Below are 14,421 nucleotides of genomic sequence, written 5' to 3'. Positions count from 1 at the left end.
AAGATGCCAGCACTCACCGCGTCGGACGCCGTCGAGGCCGCCGTCAGCCGACGCCGTGACGACCTGGTGGAACTTTCGCACTCCATTCACGCCGAGCCCGAACTCGCGTTCGCCGAACACCGCAGCTGCGCCAAGACGCAGGCGCTGGCGGCCGAGTACGGGTTCGCGGTCGAGTCGGCACCCGGCGGGCTCGAGACGGCGTTTCGCGCCGTGTACGGCAGCGGCCCCCTCGTCGTCGGGGTGTGTGCCGAGTACGACGCGCTGCCCGGGATCGGGCACGCCTGCGGACACAACATCATCGCGGCGTCGGCCGTCGGCACCGCCCTGGCGTTGGCGGAGGTGGCCGACCGACTCGGGTTGACCGTCGTGCTCCTCGGCACCCCGGCGGAGGAGGCCGGCGGAGGCAAGGTGTTGCTCCTGAACGCGGGGGCGTTCGACGACATCACCGCGACGGTGATGCTGCATCCGGGTCCCCTCGACATCGCCGCCGCGCGGTCGTTGGCGCTGTCGCAGGTCGCCGTGCGGTACGACGGCAGGGAAGCGCACGCCGCCGTGGCGCCGTACCTGGGACTGAACGCCGTCGACGCGGTCACGGTGGCTCAGGTGGCGATCGGACTGTTGCGACAGCAGATGGCGCCGGGTCAGATGGCGCACGGCATCGTCACCGACGGTGGTCAGGCCACCAACGTCATCCCGGCGCGCGCCGAGATGCAGTACACGATGCGGGCCAACGACGCCGCGTCGCTGCGCGAACTAGAACAGCGGATGGCGGACTGTTTCCTGGCCGGAGCGGTGGCCACCGGATGCGGTCACGAGGTCACCGAGACCGAACCCAGCTATCTGGAACTGACGCCGGACGACTGGCTGGCGGAGACGTTTCGTGCCGAGATGCAGCGGGCGGGTCGTGAGCCGCTGTCCGCAGACCTCGAGGCCGCGTTGCCGTTGGGCAGCACCGACATGGGCAACGTCACGCAGGTGATGCCCGGCATCCATCCGATCGTCGGTATCGATGCGGGCGGCGCGTCGGTGCACCAGCCCGCGTTTGCGGCGGCCGCAGTGGGGCCCGGCGCCGACAAGGCCGTCGTCGAGGGCGCGATCATGCTGGCCCGCACGGTCGTGCGGTTGGCCGAGACGCCGCACGAACGCGACCGGGTGATGGAGCTTTTCGCGAGGCGGGCGTCATGAGCGTGCTGCCCCACGCCGCCGCACGGTGGCTCTCGGCCCACTACGACGAGCTCGTGGAGTGGCGCCGCCACATCCACATGCATCCGGAGCTGGGACGTCAGGAGTTCGCGACCACGCAGTTCGTCGCGTCGCGGTTGGCCGACGCGGGCCTGAACCCGAAGGTGCTGCCCGGCGGCACCGGGTTGACGTGCGACTTCGGGCCCGAGCACGCGCCTCTGATCGCCTTGCGGGCCGATATGGACGCCCTGCCGATGACCGACCGCACCGGCGCGCCGTACGCGTCACGGGTGGCAGGCGTCTCGCATGCCTGCGGGCACGATGCGCACACCGCGATCTTGCTGGGCGCCGCGCTGGCGCTGGCGTCGGTGCCCGAGCTTCCGGTCGGGGTGCGGCTGATCTTCCAGGCCGCCGAAGAGCTGATGCCCGGCGGCGCGATCGACGCGATCGCCGCCGGTGCGTTGACCGGGGTGTCACGAATCTTCGCGCTGCACTGCGATCCGCGGCTGGCCGTGGGCAAGGTGGCGATGCGGCCCGGGCCCATCACCTCGGCGGCCGATCAACTCGAGGTGACGCTGCACTCGTCCGGCGGCCACACGTCGCGGCCGCACCTGACCGGCGACCTGGTCTACGGTCTCGGGACACTGATCACGGGAGTGCCCGGGGTGCTGTCGCGCCGCATCGATCCCCGCAACAGCACCGTGATGGTGTGGGGTGCGGTCAACGCGGGCGTGGCCGCCAACGCGATCCCGCAGACCGGGACACTGGCCGGCACCATCCGCACCGCGAGCCGTGACACCTGGGATTCCCTCGAAACGATTGTGCGCGAGGCGATTTCGTCGTTGTTGGCGCCGCTGCATATCGAACACAGCGTGCAGTACCGCCGCGGTGTGCCCCCAGTGGTCAACGAAGAGATCTCGACGCGCATTCTCACCCACGCGATCGAGGCGATCGGTCCCGACGTGCTGGCCGACACCCGTCAGTCCGGCGGCGGCGAGGACTTCTCGTGGTATCTGGAGGAAGTGCCGGGTGCCATGGCCCGCCTGGGTGTGTGGACCGGCCGAGGCCCCCAGTTGGATCTGCATCAGCCGACGTTCGACCTCGACGAGCGGGCGCTGGCGGTGGGGGTGCGGGTCTTGGTCAACATCGTCGACCGCGCCGCCGCATTCTGACTTGGGTTTCCCCTTCTCGCGAGCGGCCGTGTTTGCACGCCGACACGCCGGTTCTAGCGGGCAATTCGCGGTCTTCCCCGACTCCGTGTGGGCCCACGCGCGGATTGATTGTCCACATATTGCTTTTCATCCACAGTCTCGGGCGACGCCCTTCCCGCGAAAGTCGTACCTCGCTGACGATCGGCATGTGAACCCCGACCTGGTACGACTTTTCGACGCGCAGGCAGGACTCGCCACGAGTGGCCAGATCCTGCAACACATGACGAGACGCGGCTTCGAGTCAGCGCTCGAAGCCGGTCCACTGCAACGGCTTTGGCCTGGTATTTACTGCTTGGAAGAACCTGACGACATGTTGCGGCTGCGGGGATTGGATTTCCGCTGCGGCACGCCGGTCGCTGCTTGCCTTCATACAGCGGCGGCCATGTTCGGCTTCGATACCGAAGAGCCCGACGGACTTCATGTGCTCAGCCCACCGGGCTCACGGTTGCGCTCAACCGACGGCTTGGTGGTCCATCGTCGTGAGGGTGCGCCGCTGACCGTCATCGACGGCAGACCAGCAACCGCGCCCGCCTGGACCGCCGTGGAGGTGGCCCGCTCACAACGCCGGCCGAGAGCGCTGGCCACTCTTGACCTCGCTCTGCGCAGCGGTTCCTGCAGTCGGGTCGAACTGTGGCGCGCCGCGGTCGCGCAGGCCGGGCGACGTGGCATCGTCGCCATTCGGGACCTGATTACCTTGGCCGACGCGCGCTCGGAGTCGCCGATGGAGAGTGAAGCTCGGCTCGCGATGATCGATGGCGGCCTGCCGACACCCGAGCTGCAATACGAGGTCATCGACGGAAACGGGGAGCAGCGTCGCCTGGACTTCGCCTGGCCCGGCGCGCAGGTGGCCGTCGAGTACGACGGTCTCGACTGGCACAGCGACGCCGCGGCGATGCGGCGCGACCGCAGGCGTACTGCCGCGCTGCTCGACGTCGGCTGGGTGATCATTCCAATCCTCTTCGAGGACGTCCGGCACCGGTCGTGGGAGTTCGTTGCTCGCATCAACAAGCAGCTTCGGGTCGCTCGCGCGGCCTGAGTGACCGCGAACTGTCAGCGACATACGGCGTGTCGGCGTACAGACACGGTCGCTCGCGGCGAAGAGGTTAGGTTCCCGGACCGATGTTGCGCGCCGGGCGGGTTCGCAGGCTGTGCACGTAGTCGGCTGGTGCGCCCGCGATTTCGGCGGCATCCGCCATCACGCCGAGATAACGTGCCGACGGCAGGCCGCCCTCCCACGCGTCGACCACGTACAGCCAGGCCAGCACGGGCTCGAAGTCGGTGTCCGACGAAATGCGGTGCACCCGGCAGCGGATCTTCTTGTGGATTCCGAGCTCTGAGCCCTCCCAGCGGTCGAGGAGCTGCTCGTCCTCCTTGGTCATGTCGTAGAGCACGACGAAGACCTTCGAGGTCGGGTCCTCGACGACCGTGGCGAGCGCACCCTCCCAGCCGATGTCCTCTCCGCCGAACGTCAGTCGCCAGCCGTGCAGCCACCCCGTGCCTGCCATCGGAGAATGAGGCGCCCGCTGCAACATCTGCTCCGGATGCATGTTGGATCCGTACGCGGCGTAGAGCGGCACCAGGAAAGACTAAGCGTTCGTGCATCGGGTGGGTGATCAACCTCCCGCTTCGTTAGGTTGGGGGCGTGGCAACCCGCATCGTGATCATCGGCGGCGGGCCCGCCGGCTATGAGGCCGCACTGGTCGCCGCGGCGCGCGGACCCGAAGTTGCCGAGGTCACCGTCGTCGACTCGGGCGGCATCGGCGGGGCCTGCGTGTTGTGGGACTGCGTGCCGTCCAAGACGTTCATCGCGTCGACGGGGGTGCGCACCGAACTGCGTCGTGCGCCCGACCTAGGCTATGCGCTGGAGTTCTCCGACGCCGAGATCTCGCTGCCGAAGATCAACGAGCGGGTCAAGGGGCTGGCCGCGGCGCAGTCCGCCGACATCGCCGAGCGGCTGCGCAACGACGGTGTCACGCTGATCGCGGGCCGCGGCGAACTGGTCGACGACCTGCAGGGCCTGGCGACCCACACCGTCAAGGTCACCGCACATGACGGCGCCGTCAGCACCATCAAGGCCGACGTCGTGCTGATCGCCACCGGCGCCAGCCCACGCGTACTGCCCGGTGCCGAACCCGACGGCGAACGCATCCTGAACTGGCGCCAGCTCTACGACCTCGAGGAGCTGCCCGAGCATCTCGTGGTCGTCGGTTCCGGGGTAACCGGCGCGGAGTTTGTCAACGCCTACACCGAGCTGGGGGTGAAGGTGACGGTGGTGGCCAGCCGCGACCAGATCCTGCCCCACGAGGATTCCGACGCCGCCGCGGTGCTGGAGGACGTGCTGGGTACCCGCGGTGTCACGTTGGTGAAGAACGCGCGTGCCCAGTCGGTGACTCGGGGCGACGACGGCGTCCAGGTCACGATGACCGACGGCCGCTGCGTCGAGGGCAGCCACGCATTGATGACGGTCGGGTCGGTGCCCAACACCGGTGGCCTGGGCCTCGAGCGGGTGGGCATCGAACTGGGGCCGGGCGATTACCTGAAGGTCGACCGGGTGTCGCGCACCAAAGTGCCGGGCATCTACGCCGCCGGTGACTGCACCGGCCTGATGCTGCTGGCATCGGTGGCGGCCATGCAGGGTCGGATCGCGATGTATCACGTGCTGGGAGAAGCCCTCGAACCGATCCGGCTGCGCACCGTGGCCGCCGCGGTGTTCACCCGGCCGGAGATCGCCGCGGTCGGGGTGCCGCAGTCCAAGATCGACGACGGGTCGGTGGCCGCGCGCACGATCATGCTGCCGCTTCACACCAACGCGCGGGCCAAGATGTCGGGACTGCGCCGCGGCTTCGTCAAGATCTTCTGCCGTCCGGCGACGGGGGTGGTGATCGGTGGGGTCGTGGTCGCGCCGATCGCCTCCGAGCTGATCATGCCTATCGCGTTGGCGGTACAGAACGGCAACGACGTCGAGGATCTGGCGCAGACGTTCTCGGTGTATCCGTCGCTATCGGGTTCGATCACCGAGGCGGGCCGACGGTTGATGGCGCACGACGATCTCGACTGATCACAGCGCAGACCGGCGATCACCCCGTGATCTCGACGGCACAGCGACGACGACCGGGCAAGTAACCTGGTTTCGTACCGACGAGTAACTAGGAGTCGATTCCGGTGAGCGACCCGATCCCGGCCAACGGGCAGACCCTTCTGGGTCCCCAGCAGCGGGCCGAAGCCTGGGAGCGGCTCGGCGGCGAGCAGTTCGACGTCGTGGTGATCGGCGGTGGAGTCGTCGGCGCGGGTGCGGCGCTGGATGCAGCGACGCGCGGGCTCAAGGTCGCCCTCGTCGAGGCCCGTGACTTCGCCTCGGGCACGTCGAGTCGATCGTCGAAGATGTTCCACGGCGGGCTGCGCTATCTCGAGCAGTTGGAGTTCGGGCTGGTGCGCGAGGCGCTGTACGAGCGTGAGCTGTCGCTGACGACGCTGGCGCCGCATCTGGTCAAACCGCTGCCGTTCCTGTTTCCGCTGACCAATCGGTGGTGGGAGCGTCCGTATGTGGCAGCGGGCATCTTCCTCTACGACCAGTTGGGTGGCGCGAAATCGGTTCCCGCGCAGAAACACTTGACGAAGTCCGGGGCGCTTCGGCTCGCGCCGGGGCTCAAGCGGTCGTCGCTGATCGGCGGCATCCGGTATTACGACACCGTCGTCGACGACGCGCGTCACACCATGACCGTGGCCCGCACGGCCGCGCACTACGGGGCCGTGGTGCGGACGTCGACGCAGGTGGTCGCGTTACTCCGCGAGGGCGACCGGGTCACCGGTGTGGAGGTCCGCGACTCTGAGGATGGCGCGGTCACCGAGGTGCACGGGCACGTCGTCGTGAACGCCACCGGCGTCTGGACCGACGAGATCCAGGCATTGTCGAAGCAGCGCGGGCGATTTCGGGTGCGCGCCTCCAAGGGCGTGCACATCGTGGTGCCGCGCGACCGGATCGTCAGCGAGGTGGCGATCATCCTGCGCACCGAGAAGTCCGTGCTGTTCGTGATCCCGTGGGGCACGCACTGGATCATCGGAACGACGGACACCGACTGGAATCTGGATTTGGCGCACCCGGCGGCCACCAAGGCCGACATCGACTACATCCTCGAAACCGTCAACACGGTGCTGGCGACGCCGTTGACTCACGACGACATCGACGGCGTGTACGCCGGCTTGCGACCGCTGTTGGCCGGGGAGAGCGAGGAGACGTCGAAACTCTCGCGCGAGCATGCGGTTGCGGTGCCGGCGCCGGGCCTGGTGGCGATCGCCGGCGGCAAGTATACGACGTACCGGGTGATGGCCGAGGACGCGATCGACGCTGCGGCGGAGTACATTCCAGCGCGGGTGGCGCGGTCGATCACCGAGAAGGTGCCGTTGATGGGCGCCGACGGCTACTTCGCGTTGATCAACCAGACCCAAAGCGTCGGAAAGCATTACGATTTGCACCCGTATCGGGTGCGCCATCTGCTGGACCGTTACGGCTCGCTGATCGGCGAGGTGCTCCAGATGGCGGACGGGCGTCCGGAGTTGCTGACCCCGATCACCGAGGCGCCGGTCTACCTGAAGGTCGAGGCGTGGTACGCCGCGGCCGCCGAGGGCGCGCTGCATCTGGAGGACATCCTGGCGCGGCGGATGAGGATATCGATCGAGTATCCGCACCGCGGGGTCGACTGTGCGCGTGAGGTCGCCGAAGTTGTTGCGCCGGTGCTGGGTTGGACGGCAGAAGACATCGACCGCGAGGTGAACACGTACCTGGCGCGGGTGGACGCCGAGATCCGCTCGCAGCAGGAGCCCGACGACGAGTCGGCCGACGCGTTGCGCGCGGCGGCACCGGAGGCACGCGCCCAGATCCTCGAACCGGTGCCGCTGAATTGAGGCGGGTGGCGCCGTTACCGGTGCGCGATGGCTTGGGCCCGGCGCGGGTGCGGTTACGTGGCGGGGCGGTGCTGGTCGAGCTGGCATCGCGGTTCGGCGAGGCGGCGGCGGCGAAAGTGTTTGCCGGCGAGGTTGTTTGCGCGGACGGCACCGTGGTGAGCGCGGGGACGGTGCTGCCGCCGGGTGCGTTCGTGTACATGTACCGGGAGTTGCGTGACGAGGTGCCGGTGCCGTTCGACATGCCGATCCTGTATCGCGACGACGACATCGTGGTGGTCGACAAGCCACACTTCCTGGCGACGATGCCGCGCGGCCGTCATGTGGCGCAGACGGCAACGGTGCGGTTACGACGCGAGTTGGGGTTACCGGAGTTGTCGCCGGCGCATCGGCTGGACCGGTTGACCGCGGGGGTGCTGGTGTTCACTGCGCGACGCGAGGTGCGGGGTGCGTATCAGACGATGTTCGCGCGGGGTGAGGTACGAAAGACGTACTCGGCGCGGGCAGGACTGGATCCGGGTCTTGAGTTCCCTTTGACGGTGCGGAGCCGGATCATCAAGCGGCGCGGTCAGTTACAGGCGGCGGAAGAGCCGGGAGAGCCGAACGCGGAGTCGGTGGTCGAGCACCTCGGTGGGGGACTGTACCGACTGACGCCGCGGACGGGCCGGACGCACCAGCTGCGGGTGCACATGGCGTCGCTCGGGTTGCCGATCATCAACGACCCGTGGTATCCGGAGGTCCTCCAAGTCGCGCCGGATGACTTCTCGCGGCCGCTGCAGCTATTGGCGCACCGTCTCGAGTTCAGCGACCCGGTCAGCGGTCGTCAACGAAAGTTCGTCAGTACCCGGACGCTGTGAGTCAGCGGCGCTCGAGCGGCTCGTCCACCCGGGCCCCCGCGGCGATCACCGCGCGGTTGCGTTCGGCGACCGTGCGCAACGTCACCTTGACCAGCCAGCGGTCGTAGGTCATGAATCCGTTGACCTCGTTCTCCACGTCGGTGGTCTGGGTGTAGATCGCACCGGACAGGCCGCCCCTGCGTACCGCGTCTTCCAAATGGCGGCTGACCTCTACGTAGCGCTCCGTCAACCGCGCCCGGCTGTCGGTCATCTCGTAGGCCTGCGGTTTCCCCGGCCAGCGGTTGCCCTCGGGTACCAGTCCGAGGCCGCCGTACTCACCGTCGACCACGACCCGGTGTTCGAGTGGAATGGGGCGGTTGCCGAGCATGGTCCGCTCGTCGCTGGGGGTCGCCGGGTTGTCGTGTAGCACCGGACGACCGGGTCCCACATACGTGTGATCGTCGTAGACGTCGCCGGCCCTGCTGTCGGGTCGTGACTTGCAGCAGTTCACCCCGCTGTTGGCGTTCACCATCCGGGAGGGGTCGGCGGCTTTGGCCATGCCCGCGATCCTCGCAGTGTCGAATTCGCCCCAGCCCTCGTTGAACGGAACCCAGCCGACGATCGAAGTGACACTGCGCAACTGGTCGATCATCTCGACGAGTTCGCGCTCGAAATTGACCTTCGCTTCGTGCGACGGCTCCGGCGCCGGGCCGACCGGGACATCGAGGGACACGTCAAGCGACGGCATGTCTTGCCACACCATGAGCCCGAGCTTGTCGGTCCAGTAGTACCAGCGCGCCGGTTCCACCTTCGCGTGCTTGCGGACGAAGTTCATGCCGAGCGCCTTGGTGCGCTCGAGGTCGAACCTCAGCGCGTCATCGGTGGGCGCGGTGAAGATGCCGTCGGGCCAATAGCCTTGGTCCAGCGGGCCGTGCAGGAAGGTTATCTTGTCGTTCAACGCGATTCGTGGCCGTCCGCGCGGATCCTTGACCGTCTTGATCGTCCGCAGGCCGCCGTAGCTGGCCACCTCGTCGACAACCTTGCCGCCCGGGCTCACCAACCGCACCGTCAGGTCGTACAGGTACGGGTCGTCCGGCGTCCACAGCTGCGGGTCCGGCACCTTGACGCGTATCGGCTTGCCTGGTTCACCGGAGGAGCGGGCCAGTGTCGCACCATCTGGGGCGGCCACGACCACCTCGGCCCGCTCCGCAGTTGTCCCGGAGGTTCGGGCGGTGACGGTGAAACCCGTCAGATCCGCTGTGACGTCGAGCTTGTCGACATGGGCGGCGCGCACCGGTTCCATCCACACGGTTTGCCAGATTCCCGACGCGCCGGTGTAGAAGAGCCCCTTCGGATCGTTGCGCTGCTTGCCGACCGGGAAGGGCCCGGCCTCGTTGCGGTCCTCCGCTCGCACCACGATCTCCTGGCCACCGGTCCAGCGCAGCGCATCGGTGACGTCCGCGCTGAAACCGGTGAACCCGCCCTCGTGGTGGGCCACGCGCTGGTTGTTCACCCAGACCGTGGCGGTCTGATCGACCGCGCCGAAGTGCAGCAGTACACGCTGTCCGCGCCACGTACCGGGCAGCTGAAAGACCTTGCGGTACCACATCTGGTCGTCGTGACGCTTGATCCCGGACAGCGCCGACTCGGTGGGGTAGGGCACCAAGATCTTCTCGTCGTACTCATCCGCCGCGGGCGGTGTCGTCACCGCGGTGTCCGAGGACCGGCCCGTATAGGCCCACACCCCGTTCAGGTTCAGCCACCGCGACCGCGCCATCTGGGGGCGGGGGTACTCCGGCAGCGCGTTGTTCGGTCCGACCAGGTGGGTCCACGGCGTCGACAGCGGGGGGCTCTGCCGTTGCCATGCCTCGGCCGCGTTCGCCGGCGCGGCGAGGACTGCAAGGCCGGTCACCAGCACGACGGGCACGGCTGCGACACGGCCCACCACCTTGCGCATCCGGCGGCGGTCGTTCGACGGCTCGGTGTCTGCGGACACTACGTAGTCCCCCCTGCTGGAAACCGGTGACGAATGCGGTCGAGTGCGATACCTGAACCCCCATGGCAAACCTAATCAGCGGTAGGCCACGCTGGAATCAGGAGTTTCCCTATGCTTTGCATCGGCATGCCGAACGAACATGTCCGGTCAGGCGCCGGCGAGCCGACGGTGAAGTCGATCAAGATCGCGTGGATGCATGAGTAGTGTTGTGGCACTTCATCGATGCGAAGTCGGTACGCTTGGCGAGCCTAGCATCTTGCTGTGTCAGACGCCACCGGGCAAGCCGGTGGAACGGCCCGTGAGGCACGCTGACCGACGTCGATGCCGTGGGGGACCTATCGAGCTATAGACGGCACAAGCAAACGTTGGATAGCTGTGCTCAGCGTGGCATGCGGCCCACGATACGCAAAGGGATGCATCAGGCATCACTGAAGACATCGATGTGGTGCCGGGCTTCGTTACTGACCCGCCGATCGCATTCATTTCGATCCCGGGCCGCCTCACCACTGACACAATCGCGGTGGCGACGGCGTCTCGGCATGTCGCCCGAAGGAGGAGATGTGCGCAAGCTATTGCTGTGCGCTGCTGCGGCCCTGTTTGCCGGGGGACTGGTGAACGTGAACCCGCCGAGCGCTGAGGCGACGCTCTGCGGTTCGGTCGGCGGCAGGTTCGTCGACGTGACGGGGTGTGCGGACCCGCTCTCGTATCTCAACGAGTTACCGCCGCCGCCACCACCGCCGCCGCCGCCACCACCCGGCGAACCGCCCCCACCACCGCCTCCGCCGCCGCCACCGGCGTACATCCCGCCTCCGGCGCCGAACGTCAACGTCTGCGCGAGCATCGGGCGACGGGTCAGCGTCAGCGGTTGCATCTGAGACGAGGCCACTCTGATTGACTGACGGCCGTGGACCGCACTTCATTCGACCGTCTCTTCGATATGACCGACCGCACCGTGATCGTCACGGGCGGGACCAGGGGGATCGGCCTCGCGCTGGCCGAGGGTTTCGTCCTGGCGGGCGCGCGCGTCGTGGTCGCCAGCCGCAAGCCCGACGCCTGCGAGCAGACCGCCCGGCATCTGCGCGACCTCGGGGGCCAAGCGATCGGTGTGCCGACCCACCTCGGTGACACCGACGCCCTCGAGACGCTCGTGCAGCGCACCGTCGACGAGTACGGCGGCATCGACGTCGTGGTCAACAACGCTGCCAATGCGCTGGCGCAACCCCTCGGTGAGATGACAGCCGAGGCGTTGACGAAGTCCTACGAGGTCAACCTGCGCGGGCCGGTGTTTCTCGTGCAGTCGGCGTTGCCTCATCTCAAGGCCAGCGCGAAAGCCTCGGTGATCAACATGGTTTCGGTGGGCGCGTTCAACTTCTCGGCGATGACCTCGATCTACTCCTCCAACAAGGCCGCGCTGATGTCGTTCACCCGATCGATGGCCGCCGAGTTCGCGCCGTCGGGCATCCGGGTCAACGCGATCGCTCCGGGTCCCGTCGACACCGACATGATGCGCAACAACCCGCAGGAGGCGATCGACGGGATGGCCCGTAGCACGCTCCTCAAACGCCTGGCGTCACCTGACGAAATGGTCGGTACCGCACTGCTGCTGGCGTCCGACGCCGGCAGCTACATCACCGGCACGGTCATGATCGTGGACGGCGGCGGAACGCCTCGCTAGCCTCGCGCATCTCACCGCTGGTCGAGGCCAGGATCTGGCTGCGGTTCTCCAGGTGCAGCGCGGCTTCCAGACTTGACGCCTCGAGATTGGCCCACAGCACCTGTTTGGTCGACTCGACGCCGAATTTGCCGTAACCGCACAGCGTCTCGGCGATTGCCATGGCGTCGAAGATCACCGCTTCGTCGGTCGACACCCGCGACACCAGGCCCAGCCGCAGCGCTTCGGGGGCGTCGACCGCCCGCGCGGTCAGGATGAGATCGAACGCCGGCCCGGCGCCGATGATCCGCGGGAGCGTGTAGCTGACGCCGATGTCGCAGCCGCCGAGGCCCAACTTGATGAACTGGGTGCAGAAGCGCGCCGACTCCGAGGCGATGCGGATGTCGCAGGCCAACGCGACTCCCATTCCGCCGCCGTACGCCACCCCGTTGACCGCCGCGATGACGGGTTGGCGCAGCCGGTGGATGCGGGCGGTCAGGTCGGCGATGCGCTCCTGCCAGCGCATGCCCGAGCGGGGGAACTCCGTTCCTTCGCCGGCCTTGTCGGGATTCGCATCGGTCAGGTCCAGTCCGGAGCAGAAGCCGCGGCCGGCCCCGGTGAGCACGACGACCCGGCAGTCGTTGTTGTTGTTGATCTGCGCCAGCGTCGAGTGCAGGTCCTCGACGAGTTCGTAGGACAGCGCATTGAGCTTCTCGGGCCGGTTCAGCGTGAGCACGGCGATGTCGGGACGGGGGTAGGCCAGTTCGAGGTGCGGCATGCGCACACGCTAACCCGCCGCCGACCTCAGACGCTGCTGCGCCAACCGGCGACGCCGACCGCGATCATCCGCAGCTGTTTGACGGCAACCCGTTTGATCTCGTTGAGCGCGGCCTGGTCGTGGGCGTCCTCGATGGCCTCGGCGATCACGATCATCGAGTTGACGAACACGCTGGCCAGAATGTTGAGGTCCTCACTGCTCCAGGTGTTCAAGCCGGGAAACCGAGCCAGGTCGATCGCCAACTCCGAGGTGATCAGCCGGATCTCGGTACGGATCGCGTACCGCAACACGGTGACGCCGCTGTTGCGTTCGCGGCCGATGAACCGCCAATGCTCCCGGCGCTCGTTCACGCCGTCGATCAGGATGTCGACGCTCGACTCGATGACGCGCTTGGGGTCGAGCTTGCCCGCACGGGCGCCGCGCAACATGTCGCGCAGGCTGCGGAACGACTCGTCGATGAGGACGAGGCCGAGGGCTTCCATCGAGTCGAAGTGCCGGTAGAACGCCGCGGGCACGATGCCGGCTTCGCGGGTGACCTCGCGCAGGCTCAGCGCAGAGAAGCTGCGCTCCTCGAGCAGTCGCAGGGCGGCGGCGACGATCGCCTGCCGCGTGGCCTCCTTGCGCTCCTCACGCGACAGGCTCGAACGCGAGTCATCGCGTGACCGGGACCGACCCGATCGACTCGACCGTGAGCCAGGCGTACGACTGTTCACTATGTGAAACCTAGCACAACCTGGACTAATGGGTTGACGAGATGCTACGAAGCCGTAGACAGTGTACATATGTTCACCCAAACTTTGACGCGCGGTCTGCGGGACAGGGTGCTCGGGTCACCGCTGGTCGACCTGCTCACCGGCCCCCACGGCGTGGACCGATACACCGAGCTCGTCACCCCCACCTGGACCCGGGCGGACGCTCGCGCAGAAGTCGTCGCGGTGCGGCGCCAGACGCCACGGAGTGTCACCCTCACCCTCGAACCGAATCAGGCGTTCACCGGTTTCCGTGCTGGTTTCCGTGCCGGGCAGCACATCAACCTCACCGTCGAGATCGACGGCCGTCGCCGCACCCGGCCGTACTCGCCGGCCAACGCCGAGAACGCTCCCTACCTGGAACTCACAGTGGGGCGTCACGACGGCGGTCTGGTATCGGGGTATCTGTGCGAGCACGCCCGCCCGGGCATGGTGGTGGGCTTGGATTCGGTCGGCGGCGAGTTCGTGCTGCCCACCACTAGGCCCCAGCGCATCCTGTTCGTGTCCGGCGGCAGCGGCATCACCCCGGTGATGTCGATGTTGCGGACGCTGCGGGCCGAAGGCTTTTCCGGCGAGGCCGCGTTCATCCACTACGCCCGCTCGGCCGAGGAGGCCTGCTACCGCGCCGAGCTCGACGCGATGCCGGGCGTACGGGTTCTGCACGGCTACACCCGGTCGACGGCCGGGTCCCAACTCGACGGCCGGTTCGGCCCCGCGCACCTGGCCGCGGCCATACCCGAGCCTGACGCGGTGTTCGTCTGCGGGCCACCCGAACTGGTGACCGCTGTGCGCGAGCACTGCCCGAACGTTCGCTCCGAGAGCTTCGTCCCGCCGGCGTACACCATGTCGACCGAACCCTCCGGTGGCACCGTCACCTTCGCCGACAGCGGGGTCGCGGTGACCGATGACGGCCGCCCGCTGCTGGAGCAGGCCGAGGGTGCCGGGCTGAGCCCGGAAAGCGGATGCCGGATGGGCATCTGCCACAGCTGCACCCGCCGCAAGACCCGCGGCGTGGTGCGCAACGTGATCACCGGCGCGGTGTCGACCGCCGATGAAGAGGACGTGCAGATCTGCGTGTCGGCCCCCATCGGCGACGTCGACCTCGCGCTCTGAAACCGA

At 67.8% G+C, this 14,421-nt stretch carries 13 protein-coding genes; 9 read left to right on the top strand and 4 right to left on the bottom strand.

The features are described 5' to 3' along the window. Positions 1-3: 3 nt before the first annotated feature. The 3 genes from QGN32_RS06015 (at position 4) to QGN32_RS06005 (ending at position 3,429) form a co-directional block, all read left to right on the top strand. Complete coding sequence (locus QGN32_RS06015; RefSeq protein WP_326547719.1) at positions 4-1,185, top strand: M20 family metallopeptidase; 1,182 nt, start codon at positions 4-6, stop codon at positions 1,183-1,185. Continuing rightward, entirely contained in the window at positions 1,182-2,354 is a 1,173-nt protein-coding gene (locus QGN32_RS06010) for an amidohydrolase (protein ID WP_326547718.1), read from the top strand. Before QGN32_RS06015 ends, QGN32_RS06010 begins: the two co-directional genes overlap by 4 nt. Positions 2,355-2,541: 187 nt before the next feature. Beyond that, entirely contained in the window at positions 2,542-3,429 is an 888-nt protein-coding gene (locus QGN32_RS06005; protein WP_326547717.1) for a type IV toxin-antitoxin system AbiEi family antitoxin, read from the top strand. Positions 3,430-3,496: 67 nt separating this feature from the next. On the opposite strand, the gene QGN32_RS06000 is transcribed toward QGN32_RS06005, so the two are convergent. Next, positions 3,497-3,970: a gamma-glutamylcyclotransferase family protein gene (locus tag QGN32_RS06000; protein ID WP_326547716.1), complete on the bottom strand. Its 474-nt coding sequence runs from the start codon at positions 3,968-3,970 to the stop codon at positions 3,497-3,499. A 65-nt stretch (positions 3,971-4,035) separates the two neighbouring features. On the opposite strand from QGN32_RS06000, the gene QGN32_RS05995 reads away from it, so the two are divergent. The 3 genes from QGN32_RS05995 to QGN32_RS05985 all read left to right on the top strand — a co-directional run bounded on the left by QGN32_RS05995 (position 4,036) and on the right by QGN32_RS05985 (position 8,149). After that, positions 4,036-5,451 carry an NAD(P)H-quinone dehydrogenase gene (locus tag QGN32_RS05995; RefSeq protein ID WP_326547715.1) on the top strand — a complete coding sequence of 472 codons (1,416 nt, stop codon included), beginning with the start codon at positions 4,036-4,038 and terminating at the stop codon, positions 5,449-5,451. A gap of 104 nt (positions 5,452-5,555) precedes the next feature. Then, positions 5,556-7,295, top strand: a complete 1,740-nt coding sequence (locus tag QGN32_RS05990; protein WP_326547714.1) for a glycerol-3-phosphate dehydrogenase/oxidase — start codon at positions 5,556-5,558, stop codon at positions 7,293-7,295. Continuing rightward, positions 7,292-8,149 (top strand): pseudouridine synthase, encoded by an 858-nt coding sequence (locus QGN32_RS05985; protein WP_326547713.1) that lies wholly within the window; start codon positions 7,292-7,294, stop codon positions 8,147-8,149. The genes QGN32_RS05990 and QGN32_RS05985 overlap by 4 nt, the downstream gene beginning before the upstream one ends. A 1-nt stretch (position 8,150) precedes the next feature. Here the strand turns inward: QGN32_RS05985 and QGN32_RS05980 are convergent, their stop codons facing one another. After that, positions 8,151-10,085 (bottom strand): glycoside hydrolase family 2 protein, encoded by a 1,935-nt coding sequence (locus tag QGN32_RS05980; protein WP_326548956.1) that lies wholly within the window; start codon positions 10,083-10,085, stop codon positions 8,151-8,153. A gap of 599 nt (positions 10,086-10,684) precedes the next feature. Between QGN32_RS05980 and QGN32_RS05975 the strand changes: the two genes are divergently transcribed. Next, positions 10,685-10,999 carry an RNA-binding protein gene (locus QGN32_RS05975; protein ID WP_326547712.1) on the top strand — a complete coding sequence of 105 codons (315 nt, stop codon included), beginning with the start codon at positions 10,685-10,687 and terminating at the stop codon, positions 10,997-10,999. Positions 11,000-11,028: 29 nt separating this feature from the next. Further along, a complete protein-coding gene (locus QGN32_RS05970; RefSeq protein WP_326547711.1) occupies positions 11,029-11,799 on the top strand; it encodes an SDR family NAD(P)-dependent oxidoreductase in 771 nt (256 codons plus the stop codon). On the opposite strand, the gene QGN32_RS05965 is transcribed toward QGN32_RS05970, so the two are convergent. Both QGN32_RS05965 and QGN32_RS05960 read right to left on the bottom strand, forming a co-directional pair. Further along, complete coding sequence (locus QGN32_RS05965) at positions 11,765-12,553, bottom strand: enoyl-CoA hydratase/isomerase family protein (RefSeq protein WP_326547710.1); 789 nt, start codon at positions 12,551-12,553, stop codon at positions 11,765-11,767. The two genes, QGN32_RS05970 and QGN32_RS05965, sit on opposite strands and share 35 nt — an antisense overlap. 26 nt (positions 12,554-12,579) lie before the next feature. Further along, positions 12,580-13,266, bottom strand: coding sequence for a TetR family transcriptional regulator (locus tag QGN32_RS05960; RefSeq protein ID WP_326547709.1), 687 nt, complete (start codon positions 13,264-13,266; stop codon positions 12,580-12,582). A 69-nt stretch (positions 13,267-13,335) separates the two neighbouring features. On the opposite strand from QGN32_RS05960, the gene QGN32_RS05955 reads away from it, so the two are divergent. Further along, positions 13,336-14,415, top strand: a complete 1,080-nt coding sequence (locus QGN32_RS05955) for a ferredoxin reductase (RefSeq protein WP_326547708.1) — start codon at positions 13,336-13,338, stop codon at positions 14,413-14,415. Positions 14,416-14,421 lie beyond the last annotated feature (6 nt).

The organism is Mycolicibacterium sp. ND9-15, from assembly GCF_035918395.1.
GTDB lineage: Bacteria > Actinomycetota > Actinomycetes > Mycobacteriales > Mycobacteriaceae > Mycobacterium.
This window is presented reverse-complemented; position numbering and strand designations above follow the sequence as displayed.

Coding starts and splice junctions, on each gene's coding strand:
- QGN32_RS06015 (WP_326547719.1), top strand. CDS start 4: ATGCCAGCACTCACCGCGTCGGACGCCGTCGAGGCCGCCGTCAGCCGA.
- QGN32_RS06010 (WP_326547718.1), top strand. CDS start 1,182: ATGAGCGTGCTGCCCCACGCCGCCGCACGGTGGCTCTCGGCCCACTAC.
- QGN32_RS05980 (WP_326548956.1), bottom strand. CDS start 10,085: ATGCGCAAGGTGGTGGGCCGTGTCGCAGCCGTGCCCGTCGTGCTGGTG.
- QGN32_RS05965 (WP_326547710.1), bottom strand. CDS start 12,553: ATGCCGCACCTCGAACTGGCCTACCCCCGTCCCGACATCGCCGTGCTC.
- QGN32_RS05955 (WP_326547708.1), top strand. CDS start 13,336: ATGTTCACCCAAACTTTGACGCGCGGTCTGCGGGACAGGGTGCTCGGG.